Raw genomic sequence first — 25648 nt, 5'->3', positions numbered from 1 at the left:
CCGGCGCTCAGCGCAAGGAGGCATTGAGCCGCTCCAGCGCGGCGGCGCCGGGGCAAAGCTCCCGGGGCCCCAGCGCGTTGAGCGGTTGGTCGCTGGTGTTGAGCGCGGTGTGCAGGTCCGTCGCGAGCGGATCGACGTACAGCAGCCCCGTGACCACCTCGCCCATTTCCTGGTGGCGCTGCATGTAGGCCATGGCGGCATGGCGGTCGCCGGGCTTGTAGTCGGGGTGCAGGCTGCGCAGGCGCAGCAAGGTGCCGTCGTGCTGGCGCACGTCGATCACTTCGCCCGGCGCCATGTCCACGGTGATCTCGTCGCGCGTGCTGATGAAGTCGATGCGGCTCACCGCCTCGTTGTGCTCGCGCACGTAGTCGTAGCTCTTGGTGCTGCCGGGATGGTTGTTGAAGGCCACGCAGGGGCTCAGCACGTCGATGAAGGCTGCGCCGCCGTGCGAGATCGCGCCCTTGATGAGTGGCACCAGTTGCGCCTTGTTGCCGGAGAAGCCGCGCGCCACGTAGCTCGCACCCAGCTGCAGCGCCATGGCGACCAGATCGACCGGGCTGTCGGTGTTGACCACGCCCTTCTTGCTCTTGGACCCTTGGTCGGCCGTGGCGGAGAACTGGCCTTTGGTCAGGCCGTAGACGCCGTTGTTCTCCACGATGTAGGCCATGCGCACGCCGCGCCGCATGGCGTGCGCGAACTGGCCCAGGCCGATGGAGGCCGAATCGCCGTCGCCCGACACGCCCAAATACAGCAGGTCGCGGTTGGCCAGGTTGGCGCCGGTCAGCACGCTGGGCATGCGGCCGTGCACCGTGTTGAAGCCGTGCGAGGCGCCCAGGAAGTAGTCCGGCGTCTTGCTGCTGCAGCCGATGCCGCTGAGCTTTGCGACGCGGTGCGGTTCGATGTCCAGTTCCCAGCACGCCTCGATGATGGCGGCCGAAATGGAGTCGTGGCCGCAGCCGGCGCACAGCGTGGAGATCTTGCCCTCGTAGTCGCGCCGCGTGTAGCCGACCTTGTTGGTGGCCAGCGTCGGGTGGCGCAGGCGGGGCTTGGCAAGGTAGGTCATGCGGTGTCCTTCTTGTTCAGGGTGCCGGCATGCGCGCTGATGGCCTGCACGATGAATCGCGCCGTGATGGGCGTGCCGTCGAAGTGCAGCACTTTGATCAGCCGGGCTGGGTTGGCGTCGAGCTCGTTCACCAGCAGGCTGCGCATCTGCGCGTCGCGGTTCTGCTCGACCACGTACACGTGCGTGTGCGCTTCAAGAAATGCCTGCACGCTGTCCGGGAAGGGAAAGGCCCGCAGGCGCATGGCGTCGAGGTGGATGCCGCGCTCTTCCAGCGCTTCCAGCGCCTCGTCCATGGACGGGCTGGTCGAGCCGAAGTAGATGACGCCAAGCTTCGTCTTTTGCGCCGCCGGCTTCAGCACGGGCTGCGGCACCAGCGTGGCCGCGGTCGCGATCTTCTTGAGCAGCCGCTCCATGTTGTAGATGTAGTCCGGCCCGCGTTCGGAGTAGCGGGCGTAGGCGTCGCGCGTGGTGCCGCGCGTGAAGAAGCTGCCCTTGGTCGGATGCGTGCCGGGCAGCGTGCGCCACGGAATGCCGTCGCCGTCCACGTCCTTGTAGCGGCCGAAGTCGCGGCCTGCTTCCAGCTCTTCGGCTGTCATGACCTTGCCGCGATCGTAGAGCCGGCCCTCGTCCCATGCGAAGGGCTTGCACAGGCGCTGGTTCATGCCGATGTCCAGGTCGGTCATCAAGAAGACAGGCGTCTGCAATCGGTCCGCGAGGTCGAGCGCTGCCGCCGCGTGCTCGAAGCATTCGTGCGGGTCTTCGGGGAACAGCAGTACGTGCTTGGTGTCGCCGTGGGAGGCATACGCGCAAGAAAGGATGTCGGCCTGCTGCGTGCGCGTGGGCATGCCGGTGGACGGCCCGCCGCGCTGCACGTTGATGAGCGTGACCGGAATCTCCGCGAAGTAGGCCAGGCCGATGAATTCGGTCATGAGCGAAATGCCCGGACCCGAAGTGGCCGTGAAGGCCCGCGCACCGTTCCACCCGGCGCCCACCACCATGCCGATGGAGGCAATCTCGTCTTCCGCCTGCACGATTGCAAAGCGTTGCTGCCCGGTGGCGGGATCGACGCGGAACTTCATGCAGTAGCGCTGGAAGGCCTCGGCCACCGAGGAGGAGGGCGTGATGGGGTACCACGCCGCCACGGTCGCCCCGCCATACACGCAGCCCAGCGCAGCGGCGCTGTTGCCGTCCACGAAGATCTGGTTGCCCACCTGGTCGGCTCGCCGCACCTGCAGGCCGATGGGCGCCAGGTTCTCGCGCGCAAAATCGCAGCCCAGGTGCAGCGCCTGCACGTTGGAGGCCAGGAGCTTTTCCTTGCCCTTGTACTGTTCGCCGAAGAGCTTTTCGACCACCTCGGGCTCGATGCCCAGCAGGATGGCCAGCGCGCCCACGTAGACGATGTTCTTGAACAGTTGCCGCTGCCGAGGGTCGTGGTAGACCGCGTTGCAGATCTCGGTGAGCGGCATGCCGATCACGTGGATGTCGTCGCGGAATTTCGAGGGCGGCAGGGGCCGCGTGCTGTCGTAGAACAGGTAGCCGCCGCTCGCCAGTTCAGCCACGTCGGCGTCCCAGGTTTGCGGGTTCATCGCGACCATCATGTCGGTGCCGCCGCGTCGGCCGAGGTAGCCCTTCTCGGTCACGCGCACTTCATACCAGGTCGGCAGGCCCTGGATGTTGCTCGGGAAGATGTTGCGCGGGCTCACCGGCACGCCCATGCGCAGGATGGCCTTGGCGAACAACTCGTTGGCCGAGGCCGAGCCTGAGCCGTTCACGTTGGCGAACTTGATGACGAAGTCGTTGACGGCTTCGATGCGCGGCAAAGGCGCCGCGGGCGAACTTTCGGCTTTGGGCGGCAGTATCGCGCTCATGCCGTCACTCCTTCCACCACCTTGGCATCGCGGCAGGCGGGCCCGGCAGGTGTCATCTTGAGCAGGAACTTCTGCATGTCCCACGCACCCGTCGGGCAGCGCTCGGCGCACAGGCCGCAGTGCAGGCAGACATCCTCGTCCTTGACCATCACGCGGCCCGTCTTGAGCCCGCCGGAAACATAGAGGTCCTGGGCCAGGTTGAGGGCCGGCGCCTTGAGTGTCGGCCGCAATTCCGCCTCTTCGCCGTTGACCGTGAAGGTGATGCAATCCATCGGGCAGATGTCCACGCAGGCATCGCATTCGATGCACGCTGTTTCGGTGAACACCGTCTGCACGTCGCAGTTCAGGCAGCGCTCGGCCTCCTTGAAGGCGGTGGCCGCGTCGAAGCCCAGTTCCACTTCCACGCGGATGCTGGCCAGCGCCATTTCCGCCTTGGCCCACGGCACCTTGTAGCGCAGGTCGTTGGAGGTGTCGTTGTCGTAGCTCCACTCGTGGATGCCCATCTTCTGCGAGACGAGGTTGGTCATCGGCGCAGGGCGCACGTAGATTTCCTCGGCGTGCAGCAGCTTGTCGATCGACACGGCCGCCTCATGCCCGTGCGCCACGGCGGTGATGATGTTCTTGGGGCCGAAGGCAGCGTCGCCCCCGAAGAACACGTTGGGCACGGTGGACTGGAAGGTGTTCTTGTCGAGCGTCGGCAAGCCCCATTCGTCGAAGTCGATGCCGCAGTCGCGCTCGATCCACGGAAAGGCGTTTTCCTGGCCGACCGCGACCAGCACGTCGTCGCATTCGAAGAACGCGTCGGGTGCGCCCGTGGGCACCAGCTTGCGCCGACCCTTGTCGTCGTACTGCGCCTCCACGATCTCGAACATCATGCCCACCAGCTTGCCGCCTTCGTGCACAAAGGCCTTGGGCACATGGAAGTTGATGATCGGAATGCCTTCGTGCTGCGTGTCTTCCTTTTCCCAGGGTGAGGCCTTCATTTCGTCGAAGCCGCTTCGCACGATGACCTTGACGTCGGTGCCGCCCAGGCGACGCGACGAACGGCAGCAGTCCATGGCCGTGTTCCCGCCGCCCAGCACGATCACGCGCTTTCCGATCGAGTTGACGTGGCCAAAGGAAACGGATGCCAGCCAGTCGATGCCGATGTGGATGTTGGCTGCAGCCTCCTCGCGGCCCGGCAATTCGAGGTTACGGCCGCGCGGCGCGCCGCAGCCGACGAAGACCGCGTCCCAGTGCTGGTCCAGCAGCGCCTGCATGGAATCGATGCGCTCGCCGCTCCGGAAGGTCACGCCCAGGTCGAGGATGTAGCCCGTCTCTTCGTCGATGATGGATTCCGGCAGCCGAAAGCGCGGGATCTGCGTGCGGATGAATCCGCCTGCCTTGGCTTCGCCGTCGAACACCGTCACCTCGTAGCCCAGCGGCGCCAAGTCGCGCGCCACCGTGAGCGAGGCCGGGCCGGCGCCGATGCAGGCGATCCGCTTGCCGTTTTTGGGCGCGACCTTGGGCATGCGCGAGCGCACGTCGTCCTTCATGTCGGCGGCCACGCGTTTCAAGCGGCAGATGGCCACCGGCTCCGGGGCCTGGGCGTTGCTTTCTTCCACGCGCCCGCGGCGGCAGGCCGGCTCGCAGGGCCGGTCGCAGGTGCGCCCCAGGATGCCGGGAAAGACGTTGGAAGCCCAGTTGATCATGTAGGCGTCGCTGTAGCGGCGCTGCGCGATCATGCGGATGTATTCAGGGACTGGCGTGTGCGCCGGACACGCGTATTGGCAATCGACGACCTTGTGGAAATAGGCCGGGTTGGCGATGTTGGTTCGCTGCAATGCGTTCTCCTGTCTCCCGCCGTGGCTTGGTGGGGGTTGCCACTGATTGGCCGCCAGTATGCGCCGGTACGGCCGGCGCACCACGTTGGTGAAATCCCGCAGCGCGAAGTTCCTGTTGTAACGCGGTTGAGGCAGAGGTGCAGCAGTGCTTACTTCGATTGGCGTATAGGCCTTCGGCGCACTTGAGTTTCAGCGGCGCCGGGCTCAGCATTGCCGCCTTCTTTTCGGCCGCGTGAAGAACAACAACACGCTGCACAGGAGGGATCGATGACACTTCGCCTCGCCCGTTGTGGGTCGGCCTGCGCCTTGCCGCGCGCCTCACAGGGTTCCACGACCGCAGACTGACTGCCGCCATGGTGATGCAGTCGCTCGCAACCCGGCTTTCCACGTTGCCGCGCGTGCTGGCCGGCCCCGTGCTGCGCAAGGTCGCGCCGCGCAGCGTGAGCGTCTGGCTGGCGATGCAGGTGGGAGGCAAGGTCACGCTCACGGTGCTCGATGCGCTCAACGAGCCGCTGGCCACCGGGCAGCGCCACACGGTGGCCGTTGGCACGCAACTTCACATCGTGTGCGTGACGGCGGTTCCGGCGGCGGACCTGGTGGAAGGCGTGATCTACCGCTACAACCTCGCGTTTGACTTCGACGACGGTCAAGCCATGGACCTGCCCACGGCCACGGCCACGCAGACACTGCCGGGCGCCTTCTGCTACGTGCCCTTCGGCCTGCCGAGCTTCTGCCTTCCGCCGGCCAACCTGGACGACCTGCGCCTCCTGTGCGGCTCCTGCCGCATCCCGCATGGAAACGGCAGGGATGCGTTCGCCGTGGGCGACAAGCTGATCGCGCAGGCCTCGTCCAACGCCATCGGACGCCCGCATCAGTTGCTGCTGACGGGCGACCAGATTTACGCGGACGATGTGTCGGCGTCGCAGTTGATGGTGCTCTCGGACGCCGCGCACGTGCTGCTCGGCTGGAAGGAACTCATCCCCTGCGACAAGGCGGGCAACAAGGCGGACGTGGACAAGCTCCTGCCCTTCCTGCGCCGCGATCCGCTGGAGGAAGCGGGCTTTACCTCGGAAGACCTCGACGGCCAACTGTTGTCGCTCGGCGAGTACCTGTGCATGTACATCATGGTGTGGTCCGACGTGCTGTGGCCCACCGACATGCCAACCTTCGCCGACGTGGCCGATGCCACGCGCGTGGTGCTCGGCGGCGGCCCGATGGTGTTCAGCCAATGGTTCGGCAAGCGCGCCAAGAAGGGCGACCACTTCGCCATGGACCGCCACGCACAAGGGCTCGCGCTGTTCCGCAAGGACCTGCAGAACGTGCGTCGGATGCTGGCCAACATCCCCAGCTACATGATCTTCGACGACCACGAGGTCACCGACGACTGGAACATGACGCGCGACATCTGCAAGGCGCTGTACGGCCATCCGCTCGGCCTGCGCGTGACGCAAAACGCGCTGGTCGCCTATGCCTTGTGCCAGCACTGGGGCAACGTGCCGGAGGTGTTCGAAGACCCGCCGGGGGGCGGCACCAAGCCACCGGGCAAGGCCTTGCTCGACCTGCTGGACGGCATCAACGATGCGGGCGTCTACGAGACGAAATCGCCGGCGCTGCGCAAGCTGGTGGCCGTGCACGAAGAGTCCGAACTTGCGACGCGACCGGCCAATGCCGTGTTCCATGACACGGGCGAATTCATCTACAACTACACGGTCGAGGGGCCGAGCCACCAGATCATCTTCACCGACTCGCGCTCGTGGCGCTCCTTCCCCACGGGGCGGGTCGGCGGCGGCGTGCTGATGCCTGAGGACCAACTGGTGGAGCAGATCGTGAACACGCCGGATTTCGGCGAGCGCTTCGTGATCGTGGTGATGACCACCAACGCGCCGGCGGTGGAGCCCATTCGCTCGGCCGCGCGACACGACGTGGTCGCCAACCTGTTCGCGCACTTCCCCGACGTCTACGAAGCGTGGGAACTGCCTTCCGTGGCGTTCGACAAGTTGATGGCGCGCCTGGCCGAGAAGCTGCCGCGGGTCGATGGAAAGCGCACCGGCGCCTTGGCCATGATCTCGGGCGACGTGCACTTCAGCTTTGCGACCCGGCTGCTCTACAAGGCCACCACGCGCCTGGGCGATGTGCAGCCCCAGCCGGTGAACGCGGTGATCGCGCAACTTGTCGCCAGTTCGTTCCGCAAGGAGACCGGCAACACGCTCGGCTTCCAACGCGAAGGCTACGCGTACACGCCGGGCTTCATCGAAAGCCTGATGATCCCCGAGACCACGCCGCAGGGCTATTGGGGCTGGAATGTCCCGCAGGGGTCGGAGATGGTGGTGGGGCAGCGGGGGCTTCATCCCGCTGGCGTCTTCGTTCCGCTCTTCACCCTCAAGCTCGACCAGCCGACGCTGCCGACGACGCCCGACGGCTTTTTCCTGGGCACTGCGATCGACCCGCAGCTGACGCCGGACTACGTCTACCGGCTCGACTATCTGGAACCCCCAGGCGCCGATGCGGCCGTGGACACCACGCCGTTGCCGCCCATGCCCACGGGCAGTTCGCCCACCGATCGCAAGATGGCGGCCGAGGCCATCCGCGCCGCGGCCACGAAGTACCGCATGCACAACGCCGGCGGCCCGATGACGAAGGTCGTCGGCACCAACAACTTTTGCGAGATCAGCTTTGACTGGCATCCCACCAACGTCAGCGCGCGCCGGCTGCACCACACGGCGCGTTGGCGCAAGGGCCTGGACATCGACGTGGTGCAGGAGAGCGACTACGTGGTGAGCCTGGATCCTGACGACGCCAACTTCGCGGAGTTCGTGCCGCGCAAGATGCAATGAGTTCCCTCTTTGTTTCCCTGGCCGACGGACTCGGCCGACTGCTCGAACCCATCGTGCAAGTCGTCGAGGAGCCCGCCTGGCTGCCGCGCCTCTTGGCCGAACTCGGCGTGCCGCCCGAGGAAAGCAACAACGCGCTGATCCAGGCGCTCTCGGCCGTCGCGGAACTCAAGGAGCGCATCGAAACGCTGAGCGCGCAGCAGACGCCGTCCTTCGAAAGCATCGCCGCCGTGCTCGATGCCGCGGCCGATGCGTTCGAAGCGCTGCGCAAGCTCGAACAGCAAGGCCCCCTGGCCTCGCTCGAAGGCCTGGGCCGCGAGTTGGTCGACCTGCTGATCATGGCTTTCCTCCAGAGCCGCATGCCAGCCGTTCGCCATGCTGCAAGCTTGCTGACGCTGCTCGATCCCGCCGAGGAACGCGCGGGCAGCGCGCCAGTGGTGCAGGACGGGCGGCTCGTGCGCGACACCTACCGGCTCGACGAATGGCATCTTGGCCGGCTGCCTGCGCTGCTGAAGGATCCGCTCGCCGTGCTGCGCGCCGAATATGGCAACGCCATGCAGACGGCAGCCGATGCGCACGCCATGGCCGACAAGCTGTTCCCGCGGCTGGTGCGCCTGTTGCGTTCGCTGGGCCTGACCTGCCGCTACGGCTTCAGTCCCGGCGATGCCGTCTCGCTCGGCGATGCCGGCCCGCTGATGTCGCACGCGATGATCGTCTACGTCGATGAGCCCTTGTACGGCTTCGCAGCCGAATCCGGTTTGGTGCTGTCGCTGTCGGCGGCCGATCAGGGCGATCTTGGCCTGGTCGTCAGCCCCTTCGGAACCATCGCCGTGCAAGGCAGCGGCGGCCCGTGGAAGATCGAAGCCGCGCTCACGGCGGGCATCGACGCCGTTGCATGGGGCCGACACGGCGTGACCTTGCTCGCGAGCCCCGGCACCATCGAAGCAAAGGCCAGCGCATCGGCCACGCTGGCGACCCTCGATGAATTGCCGGCCTACGTCATCGGCCAGCCCGACGGCGCGCGCATCGAGGTCGGCGGGGCGCGCATCGGGCTCGACGTGGCGCTGTCCGAAGCGCATGCATCGCTGGCTCTGTCGGCCGATGTGAGCAAGGCGGTGATCGTCATTGCGGCGGGCAACGGCGATGGCTTCCTCGGCGAGATCCTGCCGGCCGGCGGCATGCAGGCCAAGGGTGACCTGGGCATCGCGTGGTCCAGCGACAAGGGGCTGACTTTGCGCGGCAGCGCGTCGCTCGAAGCCTCGTTCCCGGTGGGCGTGTCTTTCGCGGGCGTGACGCTGTCGGCCATCAACCTTGCCTTGCGCCCGCAGGATGCCGGCGTCAACACAGAGGTGTCGGCGAGCGTCAAGGCATCCATCGGACCGCTGACCGCCGTGCTCGACCGCATCGGCATCGCCGGACTGCTGAGCTTCCCGTCCACCGGAGGCAACCTCGGCGTCGCCAATCTCGACGTCGGCTTCAAGCCGCCGAGCGGCATCGGCCTGTCGGTGGAGGCGAGCGGCGTGCTGACGGGCGGCGGCTTCCTGTTCCACGACGATGTGCAGAAGGTCTATGCGGGCGTGATGCAACTGTCGCTGCACGAGACCATCACGCTCAAGGCCTTCGGGCTCATCGCCACGCAGATGCCTGACGGCCGACCGGGCTTCTCGATGATCATCTTCATCACGGCGGAAGACTTCCGGCCGATCCCGCTGGGCATGGGCTTCACGCTGCAAGGCATCGGCGGCATGGTGGCGGTCAACCGTACCTTCGACCAGGACGTGCTGCGCGCCGGGCTGAAGAACGATACGCTCGGCACGCTGTTGTTCCCGCGCGACCCGGTGGCCAATGCACCGGCCATCATCCGCTCGCTCGCCAGTGCGTTTCCGGCGCTCCGCGGCAGCTACCTGCTGGGGCTGCTGGCACGCATCGGGTGGGCCACGCCCACGCTGGTGCTGCTGGACCTGGCGCTGATCCTGCAATTCGGCGCGCGCTCGCGGCTGCTGGTGCTGGGCCGCATCAGCTCGCTGCTGCCCTCGCGCGACAACGACCTCGTGCGGCTGAACCTCGACGCGATGGGCGTACTCGACTTTGACGAAGGCACCGCCTCCATCGACGCGGTGCTGGTCGATTCGCGCCTCGTGCACAAGTTCGCCCTGACCGGCGCGATGGCCTTGCGTGCGCGTTGGACCCAGGGACCGGGCGCGGGTTTCGTGCTGGCGGTGGGCGGCTTCAACCCGCGCTTTGCGCCGCCGGCCAATGTGCCCAAGCTAGACCGCGTCGCCATCGCGCTGTGCTCGGGGGACAACCTGCGCGTCACCTGCGAGTCGTATTGGGCGATCACGTCGAACACCTTGCAGTTCGGCGCGCGGGCGCAGCTACACGCTGCAGCGTACGGTTTCAGCGTGGATGGCGACATCGGCTACGACGTGCTGGTGCAACTGGTGCCGCTGCACTTCCTTGCGGACTTCCATGCCTCGGTGCAGTTGAAGCGTGGCTCCAGCAACCTGTTCAAAGTGTCGCTGGCAGGCGAGCTGGAAGGGCCGCGTCCGCTGCGCGTGAGCGGCAAGGCTTCGTTCGAGATCCTGTGGTGCGACTTCTCGGTGCGCTTCGACAAGACCTTGATCGACGGCGAAAAGCCGCCGTTGCCACCGGCCGTCAACGTGCTGGAAGAACTGAAGAAGGCGCTCGCCACGCCGCAAAGCTGGACCACGCTGGGGCCGGCGCATGCGAGTCATGGCGTGGCCTTGCGCAAGCTCGCGGCTGCGCCTGCCGGCAGCCCCATCGTGCTCGATCCGCTCGGGCGGCTGGTCGTCAAGCAGCAGGTGGTGCCGCTCAACACCTCGCGCGACGTCGACACCTTTGGCGGCGCGCCGGTGGCGGGCGACAAGCGCTTTTCTGTCAGCGCCGTGTTGAACGCGCAAACGCAGGGCGTCGATCTGGTGCGCGACCAGTTCGCGCCCGCGCAGTTCTTCGAGATGAGCGACGACGAAAAGCTCGCCGGGCCGTCGTTCGAAGTGATGGATGCAGGGCTTGTCTTTGGCAGCGAGGTGGTGAGCTTCGATGCGGCGCAGGTCGTGCCGGCGCCGCTGAAGTACGAGCCCATCGTGGTCGACGACATGGCGGCGCCGCCCAAGCCGCCGGCGCCGCCGTTGCCCATCAGCTTTGCGGAGCTGCTGTACCACAGCCGCACTGGCGCTGCGGCGCGTGCGCCGGTGCGCGCCGTCGGGCTCGCGCGTTTCCGCCGCCAATTGGAAGCTGAAGCGCCGCAGGCTGTTCAACTTGCAGCGCCGCAGTTTGCGATCATGCCGCTGGCTGACGGCACGGCCGTGCCCGTGGATGCCTCGGTGCAGACATGGAGCGAATACCGCGCCACGCTCGCCACGCTGAACCGTGGCGGTGCGAAGTGGCAAGTGGTGCCGCTGCACGAGTTGCAGTCCTAGAAGGCGGTTAGCGATGGCCACTCCCAACCCCCAAGCCAACCTGAGCTTCGTGCCGTGGGTGCGGCAGGGCGCAGCGGCCGCCATCACCACGCTCGATTCGCTCGGCGCAGGCCAACGCGCAGTGGCAGACCTGCCGGCCGTGCTGTCCGTCAACGGCAGCGCCGCGCCACCGGTGACGGTGCGCCTGCGCGGCCCGGCCGACGTGGTGGGCATCGACGCCAACCAGATCGTGCGGCGCGATCCGCATCCGGGCAGCATCGACTTCGAGCCGAACTACTTCGCGGGCATCGAGTTCGACCGTCCGGACTTCCCGTGGCTCTTCACGCCCGCGCGTGCCGATGCCAGCGGCAAGCTGCGTCCCTGGCTGTGCCTGGTCGTGGTGCGCAAGCAGGACGGCGTGTCCCTCGGCCCGACGGTCGATGCGCCATGCACCGCCTTGCAGATCGCCGCGCCCGCCACCCTTGCGGCCGAGTTGCCGAACCTTGTCGACAGCTGGGCCTGGGCGCATGCGCAGGCGACCGCAGCGAGCGCAGCCGAAGTGGGCAGCGCGCTCGGCGGTTCGCCGGCGTTGTCGTTGTCACGGCTCTTGTGCCCACGCATTCTCGTGGCCGACACGGAATACATCGCCTGCGTGGTGCCCACCTTCGAACTTGGGCGAAAGGCGGGTTTGGGTCTGCCCATTGCGGACGCCGATCTCGTTGCGACCAATGCGCTGGCACCGGCGTGGACGGCGACGACGAAGCTGCCGCTGCAACTGCCCGTCTATCACCACTGGGAATTCCGCACCGGCCCGGGCGGTGATTTCGAGTCGCTGGTGCGGCGGCTCAAGGCACGGCCCGTTCCGGAGGGACTGGGGCGCCGGCCCATCGACATCAGCAAGCCCGGATTCAAGCTGCCAGCAGATTTCCCCCGCGGCACGGCGCTGGGCCTCGAAGGTGCGTTGCAGCCAGCGAATGCACCCGACACGCCTGCGCCGTGGGGCGAAGAAACCGCCAAGCCATTCCAGGAGGCGCTGGCCCCGATCATCAACGCGCCGGGTTTGAGCGAAGTGGCCAACCCGGATGCCGATCCATTGCTGGCGCCGCCGGTCTACGGACGCTGGCACGCCGGGCGCGCGATCGTGGCACGCGGCGCTGCCAAGTGGTTGGACCAGCTCAACCTCGACCCGCGCACCCGCACCGTGGCGGCCTTCGGCACGCGCGTGATCCAGGAACATCAGGAAGCGTTGATGGCCGCTGCGTGGGAACAGGCCGCCGACTTGCAGCGCGCCAACCAGCGCATGCGCCAATTGCAGATGAGCCTGGCCGTCGGCAACAGCCTGCACGCGCGGCACTTCGCGAACCTGGGCGCGGAAACGCTGCTGCGCATCGGCGCACCGGCCTTTGCGCGTATCCGCACCACGGCAGCGGGCGACACGGGCCCACGCACACTGGTCGCACACATGGCGGGCAAGGCTTTGCCGCTGGCCGCCACCAGCCCCGCGATGCGACGCATTGGCCGCGAGCGCGGACCGCTCACGCGCCGCGTGGCAGCGCAGGGAATGACGCGTTCGACAACGCTCACGTGGGTTGCCAAGCTGAACCTCGGCCTCAGCTTCAACACGCCGGCTGCGAACGACCAGGCCACCATCGACGCGGTGCGCAGCCGGGTGCCATCGGTCACGATCCGCCCCTATCGCGAGGTGACGAAAGCGCTGATCGACGGCTTGTCCGGACGGCCCAATTTCCAGGTCATGCCCGAGGGCGCGCCGATCAACGTGCCACAGGTCACGGTGATGATCCTGCTGCCCGACAACCGTCCTGCGTACGACTTCCGTCTGGCCGCGAGCGAGCATCTGGGGCGCATCAACCCGGGGCGATCCAAGGGCATCTTCAATATCGCCGCGGTGGAAATGGCGCAGTTGCAGGCGACGGTGCTCGCGCAGACGCAGCCGCGCCAGACCCTCGTGGCATTGGCCCGCTCCCTGGTTTCCGTGGGCAGCAATGCCGTGGCGCCCGTCGATACGCCCGCCAGCCAGGCCGTCGGCATCGACACCGTCATGGCCGCGCCGAGCTTCCCGCAGCCGATGTACGAGCCGCTGCGCGACCTCTCGCAAGACCTGCTGCTGCCGGGGCTGGAGACCGTGCTCCCCGACAGCGTGATCGGCCTGAAAACCAACCGCCGCTTCGTCGAGGCCTACATGGTCGGGCTCAACGTGGAGATGGCACGCGAGTTGTTGTGGCGGGGCTTTCCGACCGACCAGCAGGGCACCTGCTTCAACCAGTTCTGGGACACGCGCGGCGCGCCCGAGCCACGCGCCGACATCGGACCGCTGCACCTGTGGGGAGATCGCCCGATGGCCGACCCGGCGACGGCGCCCGTGCGCGAACAGTTCGTGATGCTGATGCGCAGCGCGCTGCTCAAGCGCTACCCCAACGCCATCGTCTTCGCGGTGTCGGGCTTCTTTACCCCCGACGGCGGGCGTGCGCCAGCTGACGATCCGCTGGCGGTGGTGATGCCGTCCTTCAGTGGCACGATGCAGCCGGACGTGTCCTTTTTCGGTTTCGACATCACGACCGATCAGGCGACCGGTGCGGACGGCCACGCGGGCTACTACATCGTGATCCAGGAGCATCCCACGGAGCCGCGCTTCGGCCTGGACGAAGACACGCCGACGGGCGGTGCGAGCCATCTGGCCGTCTCCGGCGGACCGCCCGCGGGCGTGCCGCTCGATGGCTTGCAATGGGGTCGCAATGGCGCGCACATGGCCGGCATCGTGCGGCAGTTGCCGGTGCGCATCTCGATCCATGCGTCGCAACTCGTCATGCAGTGAGCCGCGCACCACCATGGCCACCTTCGCGAAAAACTTCTCCGCCGCGAACTTCTTCAAGAGCAACCTGAAGCTCTCGTCCATCGTGGCGCCGCCGCTGCCGGTGATGCTCGAGACGCTGTGCCCGAGCGACCGCCCGCTGGCGCTGTTGCCCGTGCGGCTGGAGACGCGCTTCTTCACGCTGCCGGACAGCAGCACCGAGCTTCGCGTGCGCGTGTACCCCGACAAGATCCACCTCGATTCGCACGAGCCCGACCTGCTGCCGGGCGAGCGCGACTGGGGTCAGCACTACTGGGAGCAGGACTGGCGTGCCGGCCCCAATGCGATGGCGCGCGCCGACGCGTGGCGGCAGTTGGCGGACCGCTTTGGCGCCCAGCGCGCCGCGTGGATTGCGCGTGTTCTGGCGCCGACCAATCCTTTGCAGCGGCCCAAGGCGGCAGTCGCAGCGAACGCAGCCTTGCCCGACCCGCCGCAATGGCCGAGCGTCACCGTGGTCAACGACGGAAAGGACGCCGCATGGCGCCACGCGCCGCTTGCACGCCTGATGCCGGACCGCTGGATCGCCGTCGTGCAAGCGGGCGGTCGTGCCGTGATCGCGGTGAGTGGCGGCGCGATCCGCAAGCCATTGGCAACAGGCCCCGACCCGAACGCACCGGAAGCCAAGGTGCCCGCGGATCAGCTGGCCGTCGATGAAGGCATGCGCTGGATGATCGATTTCGTTGAGGCCGAGAAAGCCGGCATGGGGCTGCGCATCGCGATTCCCCCGCCGACACTGGCGGCGGCCATCGAAGGCCTCTTCGTGTTCGGCACCTCGTCGACGAACCCGGCCGACACCGCGGCGCAACTGGCCGCGCTGCTTGACGCGCATCACTACACGGATGGTGCGGAGTTCTTGCGCGTCGGCACGCCCACGAACAACACGGCCGATCGCCGCGCGGGCTACGACCCTTCCGACCCGGGCAGGACGCAAAGCTACGCCACCGAGGTCGAGTTCGATCCCTCGACGCTCGACGCCGCATCGAATGCGAAGCGGCTGGGCCTGGCGCTCGGCCTTTCCGCCGCGCAGGTCGCGCCGGTGCTCGGCCGGTTGCAGGGCGCAGCAGCACGGCAGGACACCGACATGCGCGCGATGAACAACGCGCTGTGGCCGGCGAGCTGGGGCTACTTCCTGAGCAATCTCGCGGGGCCGGACGGGAGCGGCTTGACGCCCGATCACATCGCATGGACGCGCGCGCATTTCCTCGACCATGTGCGCAGCAGCGGCCCGTATGCGAGCCTGCGTTGTGGCCGGCAGCCCTACGGCATCCTGCCCGTGACCTCGCTCGACTACTGGAAGCCGCGGGCCGGAGAGGAGGGCGCCCTGGCGCGCGACATCGTGCTCAAGGGCTTGCTGCAACAATTGCGCGATGGCGGCTGGCGTCCGCAACTGGACAACGCCGCGCGCATCGGGCGTCGCCAACCGGCCGATCCTGACGGCGACCTGGCAGACGTCATGCGCACCGACGCCGTCTCCAGCGCCTACGAAACGCGCGCCGTGCTCGGACGCCACTACCTGCAGCACCTGCGCGCTTTCCTGGGCGAAGACCTGCAAGGCAGCGGCTTCATCGCGCAGCAGGACGCCATTGCCACCGGCCTGCTGACGCGCTTGGGCATGCCGTGGCGTCCGCGCATCGCGCGTGCAGCGTATGCGGACCTGTCGTTCCGCGTGCGCTCGGCGCTGGTTCAGGCGGGCGAGGTCTCGCCATGGCGCAAGCTCGAACCCGACTTCATTGCCGCGCTGCTGGCGCAAACCAGCATCGACGCGCTCATCGCGATGCGGCCGGACCCCATCAACACCGAAGTGACGTCGAGCCTCTTGCAAATCCTGTTGCGCCATGCGCTGCTGCGCGAACTGGCACAGGCCGCGGCAATGATCGCGGCCGGTCTTCCCGGCAACGACTTCGCCACCCTGCTGCGCGACCCCGAACTCGTCGACCTCGTGACGGGTGCCGCGCCCACGCTGACGTGGAAGCGCCAGCTTGACCTCAAAGTACCGGCCATCACCGGCGACCGCACGATCCGCCAGTTCCTCGAAAGCGCAAACACCTTCGATGCCCCCGCGCTCGCGTCGCTCGGCGCCTTCCGCGACAGCCTGAACCGGTTGCGCACGCTCGACAGCGAGGCCATCCAGCTGCTGATGCAGGGCGCGCTGGACCTGGCGTCGCACCGGCTCGACGCGTGGATCACTTCCTTTGCCAGCAAGCGCCTTGCAAGCATGCGCGCGACCGCGCCGGAAGGCATTTACGTCGGCGCCTACGGCTGGGTCGAGAACCTGCGGCCGACACCTGCCGGTTCGGCGGCACCCGTCACGCCGCCCGCGGGTGAGGCGGGGCCGCTCTTCGCGTCGCCGAACGACAGCGGCTTCATCCATGCGCCATCGATGACGCATGCGGCTGCGGCCGCCATGCTGCGCAACGCACACCTCGGCGCGACGGGCGTGCCGCAGGAGAACGGCCCCTTCGCCATCGACCTCACCTCGCGCCGCGTGCGCGAAGCCAATCAACTGTTGGAAGGCGTGCGGCAGGGCCAGCCCTTAGGTGCGCTGCTCGGCTACCGCTTCGAGCGCGGCCTGCACGACCTGTCGCTGGACCGATTCATTGCGCCGCTGCGCGACTATGCGCCTTTGGTCGCGGGCAAGCTGGAGCCCAGGACGCAGCCCGTGGAAGCCATCGCAGCCAACAACGTCGTCGATGGCCTGGTGCTGCACAGCCGCTGGCGCGAGGACGGGCGTCCCATCAACGCGCTGCTGGTCGATGCGGGCGCGAGCGGCGAAGACATGCAGAAGATGGGGCAGGAACTCAACGCCCTGGGCGACGCCATCGACGGCCTGGGCGACGCGCTGACCGCCGAGGCCGCCTACCAGATGGCGCGCGGCAACACCTCGCGCATCGCGAGCACGCTGGCTGCCTTGTCGCACGGCGATGCGCCCGCGCCCGAACTGGAGGTGGCGCGCATGCCCCGCAGCGGCGTCGCGATCACGCACCGCCTGCTGATGTTGTGGAGTGGCACGCCCACCGCGACCACGGGCTGGGCGGCGGTGTCGACCTCTGCGCGCGCCACTGCCGAGCCGATGCTCAACGCGTGGGCCGCCAAGCTCTTCGGCGATCCGCGCAAGGTGCGTTGCACGGTCGAGCGCGTCGACGACACGAGCGGCGCCGTCGCCGAGACGCGCGTGCTGCGCCTGAGCGACCTGCAACTTGCGCCGCTCGACGTGGTGTACGGCGTGGAGACCGTGGCCGGCCCGCGCCGCGCCGATACCTCACCCGACGACGTCGAACTGCGGCTGCTGCATGTCGCGCGTCAGCAGCCCGGTGGATTTGCGGCGCAGGCCCGTCTGCGCATCCAGCACGCACGGCCCGCCGACCTGGCCGCCAATGAACTGACGCTGCTCGACGTGCTGGAGCATGCGCGTGCGGCCCGCAGGCTGCTTTCCAATGCGCGTGGCGCCGATGCGGAGGACCTCAATCCACCTGAACGCGCAGGCGCCGGCACGCTCGATCTCGCGGATCTGGAAGGCCGCACCGGAAAGGCCGAGAACGCGCTCAACGCCGCGCAGAAGGCACTCGACACGCTGGTCAAGAAGGGCACCGCGAGCACGGCCGATGCCTTGCGCGCCGCCATGCTGAAACTCGGAAGCTTCGGTCTTGCGCCGGCTGTGCCTGCCATTGCCGCAGGCGACGACACGGCCACGCGCACCGCACTGCTTCAGCAGGCGGCCGCCTTGCTCAAGCAGGGCAAGCTTCGCGTTGACCAAGGCATCAGCCTGCGCGCATTGGCCGCATCGACCGATGCGCGCGCGCGGCGCGAGCAGTTGATTGAAAGGATGCGCGCCGTGTTCGGTGCGGCCTTCGTCGTGTTGCCGCGCTTCGCCTGCGACGCCGCGGGTGCTGCCGAGCTCAAGAATGCACTCGCCGCATCGACGGCAACACAGGGTGGCGACCCGCTGGCCGCACACACGTGGTTCACGCGAAGCGCCCGTGTGCGCGATCCGGTGGCGCGGCTGGGCGCCTGCCTGCGCGGCGCAGAAGTGCTGAACACCGGCGAGAAGCTGAACCTGCGCATCGCGCAACTGCCTTTCGTCAACGGCGAACGCTGGGTCGGACTGCCATGCGCGCCGAACACCGAGCCGCCCTCGGGCAAGCTCTCGCTCGTGCTGCAGGCGCCCGCCACGCTCGACCCCGCGCTGCCACTGTGCGGCGTCGCCGTCGACGAATGGATCGAGGTCGTGCCGAGCCGGCAGGAGACCACTGCCATCACCTTCCAGTACAACCCGCCCGACGCTTGCGCGCCGCAGGCCGTGCTGCTGGCGGTGCCGCCGGTGCCGGAGGAGGCATGGACCGTCGCGAGCCTGCAGCGCGTGCTGCTGGAGACGCTCGACTTGGCCAAGCTGCGCGCCATCGATCCCGAAGCGCTCACGGGCACGGCCCAGTACCTGCCCGCGCTCTACCTTGCCTTCAACGCGAAGGACGACGCGGTGTCCACCGACGCCGCGGCCTTCATGCGATGAAACGCCGTACTGAGCAGGAAATGCCATGCCAGTGAAGCCCAAGCCGCCAGCGGCAGCCGCAAAGAAGGCCACGAAGAAGTCCGCGGGCAAGGCCGCGCTGCCCAAGGCGCCGCAGCCACCGCTGCCGCGCCTGCCCAAGCAGCCGCCAGAGCCACCCGAACCGCCGGATCCGCCACCACCGCGCCCGCCGCCGCCACCGCGTCCTCCTCCGCCGCCACCGCAACCGACGCCGCCGCCTCCTTCGGGTCCGAGCAGCGCGTCGATCACGAGCTGGACGCGGCTGGAGCCGCAATGCCGCGACGACGCAATGTCCAGCGGCAGCAGCGCACGCGTGTTCGATCCGCTGTGGTTCCTCGCGCGGCAGTGGCAGGTGGGCGAATTCCAGGCCGAGGACACGGGCTCACCCGTGCAGGCCCGCGTGCGTGCGACCAGTGCCATGCTGTCGCGCTGCCACCTCGGCGAGTTGAAGCACGACACGCGGGTTCAGGCGCCCGCGTACGACCCGCTGGGCATGCCGCTGGAAGTGCAGGTCGAGCGCCGCCGCATGCGCCCCGCCAGCGCGAGCGATGCGCGCATGCTGACGCTGGCGGTGGAGGCTGGCCTGCAATTCCTGCGCATGCTGGAGACACAGCCGCTGTCGAAGAGCTACCGCACGGCCTTCATCACGCGCTTTGCCCTGCAGCCGCTGCCTGCGCCACCGCCCGACGCCGAGCCACTGGACGAAGCGACCTCGCGCTTCATGCAGACCATGGTCGGCCGCGCCCCCGACGCACGCCGCCTTGCCGATGCCTTCCGCAATGGCGGCGCCGCGCAGGTGGTGCTCGACACCGCATTTAAGATCGCCGTTGCCGACCGCGCCGAGGTGCAGCAGACGGCTGCGGAATGGCTCGCGTGGTACGACGGCCTTGCGAGCGAACCCGCGGGCACCTCGACCGACGACGCATGGCAACCGACGCGGCTGGAATACGCCGTCTCGGTGGCGGCACGCCTGTCCGACAAGCCGGAAGACGAGATTGCGCTCACAGCGGCAGAGTTCGACGATGGCCGCCTCGACTGGAGCAGTTTTGATCGCAACCTCGAAGTCCGCATGGGCACCGACGGCGACCGTAAGCTCAGCAGCGTCGTCGAAACGACCGTGCCCGCGCCCGTCAACATCCGCGGCGCACCGGCCTCGCGTTTCTGGGAGATGGAAGACGCACGCATCGCCTACGGCCTGTTGCCCGTCGGCCCGACCGATCTCGCGCAACTGATGGTGATCGAGTACGCGGGCAGCTACGGCAACGACTGGTTCGTCGTGCCGCTGACGCTGCCTGTCGGCTCCTTGACGCGCGTCGATTCGCTGGTGGTGACCGACACTTTCGGCGTGCGCAGCCTGCTGCGTCCGCTCGGTGACCCGGCCCTGCCGCAGCCGTACTGGTCGATGTGGCAACTCGCTTGCCTGCGCCGTGCGGGCGAAGTGCCGATCAAGTCGCCGCAGGCCAACCTGTTCTTCCTGCCGCCTTCGCTCGGCCGCGTCGTCGAAGGCGGCCCCCTCGAAGACGTGCTCTTGATGCGCGACGAGATGGCGAATTTGGCATGGGCCATTGAGCGCAGCATCGAAAGTCCGGTGGAACAGGCAGTGCAGCGGATCGAGTATGAAACGCAGGAGGCGACGCCTGCCCCGCCCGCCGTCGATGCGAACGCGCTGCCGCGCTATGTGCTGTCATCCACCGTGCCGGGCAACTGGATCCCGTTGCTGCCGGTGCAGATGCCCGCGGAGGGCGGAAAGGTCGTGCAGCGTCTCAAGCGCGGCGCTGTCTTGCAGCCGGATGGCTCGGGAAAGATTCATCCGGCACAAGGCACGGTGCTCAATGCCGGCGCCTCACTGCTGCTGTATGACGAAGAAGTGCCGCGTGAAGGCGCGCACGTCACGCGCGCACGGCGCATGGCGCGCTGGACCGACGGGTCGAGTTGGGTGTGGACCTCGTTCCGGCGCCAGGTCGGGCGGGGTGAAGGGTCGAGCGGGTTGCGCTTCGATCAGGTGGACGAGTAACTGGCCTGCCACCCGGGAGGCCTGGATCATTCGCGCGACGCGAGATGGTCGCGCACTGCGGTGATGTGATTGCCGACCCTGGAGATGGCGTCCCGCAGTTCCGCCTCGGAGCATCGAAGGTGCATGGACCAGTACTGCAACTCCAGTTCGTCATCTTCAAGGATTCGACCGGGATCCAGTGGCTTGAAATCTTTCGGCAGGCTATCAGGCATGTCGCCTCCTCGGTCGGTTGGGGCGTACCGTTATAGGCTTTGGTGGACCGGTCTGCAAGGTGGCAGTGACAAAAGGGTTTGTTGTCCGGTCTGCAATGCATCGCCGCTGACGGTGCGGCTTCAGGTTGGAGCTGTTCCCGGTGATGGGCGCGGGATGGTTTGCGCGTTGACCCCAAAGTTCGGCAAAGGCGCCATGCGCGGACGTCCTACGTTGCCTATGTGTGCCGGGCTCTAAGATCGTTGGGCGACCTGATCGCGCGAAACAACAACACACGCCCACGGTGCGCAATTCCATCGACTTCAGTTCCTGGCAAGGCATCCTGTCGACGCTGCTCGGCCTGGTGGTGGTGTCGCTGGTGGCGGTCGGGGTTCGCCTGCTCGTCATGCACAGCGTGCAGCAGCGGCGCGAGCGGCAGAACCGTCAGATCAATGAGCGCCTGAAGACGCTCATCGCGGCCTACAAGACGCTAGGCGGATCTTTCACGGGTGAACTGGCCGTGGACCCGAGCCACCTGCGCGACCTGCGCATGCGCGCCGATGCTACGCAGGCGCCCGGCGATCCGACCACCGACGCCACGGCCGTGCACGACACGCCGGGCGCTGACCGGCGACGCCGCATACGTGACGCGGTGGAAGCGGCGCTGTCGGACGTCATCCTCCTGGGCACCGAAGAGCAGGTCGAGCTTGCTGTGCGCGCCGCCAACGACATGGTGGCGGGCCGCAGCGTTGAAACGGCAGAACTCGTCGTCTCGCTGCGCACCTTCATTCGCGACGTGCTCGATCTGGAGCCCATTCCCGGACAGCTTTCCATTCCCAGGCAGGGGCCGCTTCGTGCGGGCGCATCGGCGGCGCGCGGCGGCGCAGGGCGTGGTGGGGGACGCAGCGGGGGTGGCCAGCAGAGTGGTGGCGATGGCACTGGCATGGGGCTTCATCGCGACAATCCGTTCGACGATCATCCTTCCGCCTCATGACGAGCCCCGAAATGAAAAAGGATCACGCAATGATTGCTCGCCCCATCGCGCTCCTGACCTTGGCGCTGCTGGCAGCCGCGCAGGCTCTTGCCGCATCGCCCAGCTTCAGTTGTGCCGCACCCAAGGGCGCCGCGGAAGAAGCCATCTGCAAGGATGAGATGCTGGCAGCGCTGGACGGGGAGAACGCACGCCTGTACGGCCTTGCGCGCAGCACGCCGGGCCTGGGCACGAAGCGCATGAACGAGTTGGTCGCCACGCAGCGGGGTTGGATCAAGGGCCGTGACGACTGCTGGAAGTCGGAGGACGCCAAGGCCTGCATTCGCGACAACTACGTCATTCGCATCGCGGAGCTTCGCGCGGGCTATGCGGGCGCGCGAGCCAGGGGTGGCGTGAGCATCGGACCTGTTTCGGTGACTTGTCCGCAAGGTGCGCCGATGAAGGCGACTTTTGTCAACGTGGAGCCGCCGCTGGCCTTGCTCGCCGGTGGCGACATCAGCCTTGTGATGAGCATCGGATCCTCGGGTTCGGGCGCGAAGTACGGCGGCACGTACCCGGGCGGCGAGGGCACGTTCTGGCAGAAGGGGCCCGAGGCCCTGGTGCAATTGCCGGGTGGCGCGGAACAGCGCTGCAAGGTCGGCTCGCCGGGCTGACTCGCAAGCGCCGGACTATTGCGTCATCGACCAAAGCGCAAGGATTTGCCAAGCTGCGTCCTGAGCCATGGTTGGCCTGTCCGGAGGGGATCGAACCCCCGACCCACAGCTTAGAAGGCTGTTGCTCTATCCAACTGAGCTACGGACAGTCATGCGGCTGCAGATCAGCCGCGAAGCCCACGATTTTGCCATGCGTGGCGGCAGCGCCGGGCGCGGGCCGTGCATTCCTTGAATTCCTGATGAAGAATGGATGGCAGCCTTTCCCGCCAGGAGACGCAGATGACCGATGACGACCCGCACCAACTCCAGCGATTCGTCGCCGCGCAGAACCCCGTCTACGCCGACGTCTGCGCCGAGCTTGCTGCCGGCGACAAGGCCAGCCACTGGATGTGGTTCGTCTTTCCCCAGCTCGCGCAACTGGGGCGCAGTTCGACGGCCAGGCACTACGGCATTGCTTCCCGCGCGGAAGCGCTGGCCTACTGGCAGCATCCCGTGCTCGGCGAGCGCTTGAAGCACTGCACGGCACTGGTGCTGTCCGTGCAGGGCCGGACGGCGCACCAGATCTTTCATTCGCCGGACGACCTCAAGTTCAGGTCGTGCGTGACGCTGTTCGGCGCCATTGCGCCCGGCGAGCCGGTCTTCGGGAAGGCGTTGAAGAAGTTCTTCGAAGGGCAGGGCGATCGGCTGACGCTGGACCTGCTGGCGCAAATGCCCTGACCGTCGCGCATGGACGGTGCGGCGCTGCTACTGCGGAATGACGCGCGCCGGCTCCCCGTTGCCCTCGATGTGCACGCGCTGGCCCACGGTTTTCTTGCCGCCACTGTTGAATTCAGGTTAACGATGCATTCACTTCCGGCCCGGTTGGAAAGGCCCTCGGGTTCTTACATTCACTCCACACCCAACCACTCCGGAGACATCCCATGAAGACATACAAGATTGCAACCATCCCTGGCGACGGCATCGGCAAGGAAGTCGTTCCTGCCGGCCAGCAGGTGTTGGAGGCATTGGCCGGCGCGAGCAGTTCGTTGCGCTTTGAGTTCGAGAACTTCGACTGGGGCGGCGACTACTTCCGCGAGCACGGCGTGATGATGCCCGACGACGGCCTGAACGCACTGCGCGACAAGGACGCGATCCTGTTCGGCTCCGCCGGCGACCCGCACATCCCCGACCACATCACCCTCTGGGGCCTGCGCCTGAAAATCTGCCAGGGCTTCGACCAGTACGCCAACGTGCGCCCCACGCGCATCCTGCCCGGCATCGACGGCCCGCTCAAGCGCTGCGGCCCGGACGACCTCAACTGGGTCATCGTCCGCGAGAACTCCGAGGGCGAATACTCCGGCGTCGGAGGCCGCGTGCATCAGGGCCATCCGATCGAAGCCGCCACCGACGTCTCGATGATGACGCGCGCTGGCGTCGAACGCATCATGCGCTTCGCCTTCAAGCTGGCCCAGTCGCGTCCCCGCAAGCTGCTGACCGTCATCACCAAGAGCAACGCCCAGCGCCACGCGATGGTGATGTGGGACGAGATCGCGCTGCAGGTCAGCAAGGAGTTCCCGGACGTCAAGTGGGACAAGGAACTGGTCGATGCATCGACGGCCCGCATGATCAACAACCCGGCCTCGCTCGACACCATCGTCGCGACCAACCTGCATGCCGACATCCTGAGCGACCTGGCCGCAGCGCTCGCGGGCAGCTTGGGCATCGCACCCACCGGCAACATCGACCCCGAGCACCGCTATCCCTCGATGTTCGAGCCCATTCACGGCTCGGCCTTCGACATCATGGGCAAGGGCCTGGCCAATCCGGTGGGAACCTTCTGGTCGGTCGTGATGCTGCTGGAACACCTCGGTGAAACGGAAGCCGCGCAACGCGTGATGGCCGCCATCGAAAAGATCACGGCCGACAAGTCCCTGCACACGCGCGACCTGGGCGGCACGGCCACCACGGCGCAAGTGACCAGGGCCGTGTGCGACCTGGTGGCCGCCGGCGCGCAGCGCAAGGCTGCCTGACGCGGCGCTGCACGCGGCGCGGCCCCGACAACGCGCGGGGTCCTTTCTTCGAACGAATTCAACCCTGAGGGGACGGCGCGCCGCGCCGGCCCGGGGGTGCGGCCATCACAAGGAGACATCACCATGAACACACTCAACCTTCTTCACCCGCGTTCAGCCCTCGCGGCCATCGCGCTCGGTCTCGCTGCTTCCATGGCCGCTGCGCAAGCCTGGCCTGCCAAGCCGATCACGCTGGTCGTGCCTTTCCCGCCCGGCGGCAGTTCCGATGCGCTGGCCCGCTCCTTGACGACGAGCCTCAGCCAGAGCCTGGGACAGCCCGTCATCGTCGAGAGCAAGCCCGGCGCCGGTGCAACCCTGGGCGCCGACTACGTCGCCAAGGCCAAGCCTGACGGCTACACGCTGTTGATGGGCGCGGTGCATCACACCATCGCAACGAGCGTCTACAAGAAGCTGCCCTATGACTTCGAGAAGAGCTTCGTGCCGATCACCACCGTGGCGATGGTGCCCAACGTGCTGGTGGTCAATGCCAAGTCGCCGGTGACGGACGTGAAGGGCCTCATTGCGCAGGCCAAGGCGGCTCCCGGCAAGCTGTCCTATGGGTCGAACGGCAACGGCACCGTTCAGCATCTCATCGGCACGCAGTTCTCCGCGCTGGCGGGCGTCGAGCTTCTGCACGTGCCCTACAAAGGCAGCGCGCCGTTGACGACGGACCTGTTGGGTGGGCAGGTCGACATGTCCTTCGACACGCTGACGCCCGTGGTGCAGCACATCAAGGGCGGCAAGCTGCGTGCGCTGGCGGTGACGACTGCCAAGCGCTCGAGCGCGATGCCCGACGTTCCGACACTCGCGGAGTCCGGGTTGAAGGACTTCAACCAGGGCACGTGGTTCGGTGTGCTGGCGCCTGCGGGAACGCCGAAAGACGTGGTCGCGAAACTCAACGCCGAGATGGTGAAGATCATCCAGTCGCCGGAGTTCAAGAAGCGGATGGACGAGATTGGCGCCGAGCCGGTCGGCAACACGCCGGAGCAGATGGCGGTGCAGATCAAGGACGACACTACCAAGTACGCGAAGCTGGTCAAGGACGCGAAGGTGGCGATCGACTGACATGACAACAGCGCTCTCGCGCTGTCACAAACGGCCGTCAGGAGTTGGCTTCTGGCGGTCTTTTTCATTTCGGTTTTCCATGCGTTGGACGTTTTTTGCGACGCATGAAACTCACGTGAGAGCAGGGGAGCGGGGGCGCGTGCCGAGGACATCGGGTATTCCCCTCCGCGAATGTCCCTCGCCTTCGGCTCCGGCGGGCTCAACCCGTCGATGCAACGGTCTGCCAGAGTACCTCAGCGGGGTTGGCAAAGCCAAGTGTCTGTCTTGGTCGACCGTTCATCTCATTGGCG

General features: G+C 67.3%; 14 protein-coding genes and 1 tRNA gene. 10 read left to right on the top strand and 5 right to left on the bottom strand.

Annotation, left to right across the window (positions count from 1 at the left end):
- Positions 1 to 7: 7 nt before the first annotated feature.
- Genes QTI66_RS34985 through QTI66_RS34975 form a run of 3 tightly spaced genes read right to left on the bottom strand, consistent with a single transcriptional unit; the run spans position 8 to position 4754 of the window.
- On the bottom strand, positions 8 to 1063 hold the full coding sequence (locus QTI66_RS34985) for a 2-oxoacid:ferredoxin oxidoreductase subunit beta (RefSeq protein ID WP_286564974.1): 1056 nt from the start codon (positions 1061 to 1063) through the stop codon (positions 8 to 10).
- On the bottom strand, positions 1060 to 2931 hold the full coding sequence (locus QTI66_RS34980; protein WP_286564973.1) for a 2-oxoacid:acceptor oxidoreductase subunit alpha: 1872 nt from the start codon (positions 2929 to 2931) through the stop codon (positions 1060 to 1062). Before QTI66_RS34980 ends, QTI66_RS34985 begins: the two co-directional genes overlap by 4 nt.
- On the bottom strand, positions 2928 to 4754 hold the full coding sequence (locus QTI66_RS34975; protein WP_286564972.1) for an FAD-dependent oxidoreductase: 1827 nt from the start codon (positions 4752 to 4754) through the stop codon (positions 2928 to 2930). The genes QTI66_RS34980 and QTI66_RS34975 overlap by 4 nt, the downstream gene beginning before the upstream one ends.
- 353 nt (positions 4755 to 5107) lie before the next feature.
- On the opposite strand from QTI66_RS34975, the gene QTI66_RS34970 reads away from it, so the two are divergent.
- From QTI66_RS34970 to QTI66_RS34950, 5 genes are read left to right on the top strand one after another with little or no spacing between them, the layout of a single operon-like run.
- On the top strand, positions 5108 to 7588 hold the full coding sequence (locus tag QTI66_RS34970; RefSeq protein WP_286564971.1) for a hypothetical protein: 2481 nt from the start codon (positions 5108 to 5110) through the stop codon (positions 7586 to 7588).
- Positions 7585 to 11025 carry a DUF6603 domain-containing protein gene (locus QTI66_RS34965; RefSeq protein WP_286564970.1) on the top strand — a complete coding sequence of 1147 codons (3441 nt, stop codon included), beginning with the start codon at positions 7585 to 7587 and terminating at the stop codon, positions 11023 to 11025. Before QTI66_RS34970 ends, QTI66_RS34965 begins: the two co-directional genes overlap by 4 nt.
- 13 nt (positions 11026 to 11038) lie before the next feature.
- On the top strand, positions 11039 to 13837 hold the full coding sequence (locus QTI66_RS34960; RefSeq protein ID WP_286564969.1) for a hypothetical protein: 2799 nt from the start codon (positions 11039 to 11041) through the stop codon (positions 13835 to 13837).
- Positions 13838 to 13850: 13 nt separating this feature from the next.
- Complete coding sequence (locus QTI66_RS34955) at positions 13851 to 18380, top strand: hypothetical protein (RefSeq protein WP_286564968.1); 4530 nt, start codon at positions 13851 to 13853, stop codon at positions 18378 to 18380.
- A 25-nt stretch (positions 18381 to 18405) separates the two neighbouring features.
- Complete coding sequence (locus tag QTI66_RS34950; protein ID WP_286564967.1) at positions 18406 to 20412, top strand: hypothetical protein; 2007 nt, start codon at positions 18406 to 18408, stop codon at positions 20410 to 20412.
- Positions 20413 to 20438: 26 nt separating this feature from the next.
- On the opposite strand, the gene QTI66_RS34945 is transcribed toward QTI66_RS34950, so the two are convergent.
- Entirely contained in the window at positions 20439 to 20624 is a 186-nt protein-coding gene (locus tag QTI66_RS34945) for a DUF3606 domain-containing protein (protein ID WP_286564966.1), read from the bottom strand.
- A gap of 281 nt (positions 20625 to 20905) precedes the next feature.
- Here QTI66_RS34945 and QTI66_RS34940 point away from each other — a divergent pair, with 281 nt between their 5' ends.
- Both QTI66_RS34940 and QTI66_RS34935 read left to right on the top strand, forming a co-directional pair.
- Entirely contained in the window at positions 20906 to 21595 is a 690-nt protein-coding gene (locus QTI66_RS34940) for a hypothetical protein (RefSeq protein ID WP_286564965.1), read from the top strand.
- Positions 21596 to 21624: 29 nt separating this feature from the next.
- Entirely contained in the window at positions 21625 to 22245 is a 621-nt protein-coding gene (locus QTI66_RS34935; RefSeq protein ID WP_286564964.1) for an MliC family protein, read from the top strand.
- A 72-nt stretch (positions 22246 to 22317) separates the two neighbouring features.
- Here the strand turns inward: QTI66_RS34935 and QTI66_RS34930 are convergent.
- A tRNA-Arg gene (locus QTI66_RS34930) sits at positions 22318 to 22394 on the bottom strand.
- Between the two features lie 130 nt (positions 22395 to 22524).
- Between QTI66_RS34930 and QTI66_RS34925 the strand changes: the two genes are divergently transcribed.
- The 3 genes from QTI66_RS34925 (at position 22525) to QTI66_RS34915 (ending at position 25358) form a co-directional block, all read left to right on the top strand.
- Complete coding sequence (locus QTI66_RS34925; RefSeq protein ID WP_286564963.1) at positions 22525 to 22962, top strand: DUF1810 domain-containing protein; 438 nt, start codon at positions 22525 to 22527, stop codon at positions 22960 to 22962.
- A gap of 203 nt (positions 22963 to 23165) precedes the next feature.
- On the top strand, positions 23166 to 24254 hold the full coding sequence (locus tag QTI66_RS34920) for a tartrate dehydrogenase (protein ID WP_286564962.1): 1089 nt from the start codon (positions 23166 to 23168) through the stop codon (positions 24252 to 24254).
- A gap of 123 nt (positions 24255 to 24377) precedes the next feature.
- Positions 24378 to 25358: a Bug family tripartite tricarboxylate transporter substrate binding protein gene (locus QTI66_RS34915; RefSeq protein ID WP_286564961.1), complete on the top strand. Its 981-nt coding sequence runs from the start codon at positions 24378 to 24380 to the stop codon at positions 25356 to 25358.
- Positions 25359 to 25648: the final 290 nt, after the last annotated feature.

Source organism: Variovorax brevis, from assembly GCF_030317105.1.
GTDB lineage: Bacteria > Pseudomonadota > Gammaproteobacteria > Burkholderiales > Burkholderiaceae_C > Variovorax > Variovorax brevis.
Note: the sequence above shows the minus strand (reverse complement) of the source record. Positions and strands in the feature narration are given on the sequence as shown.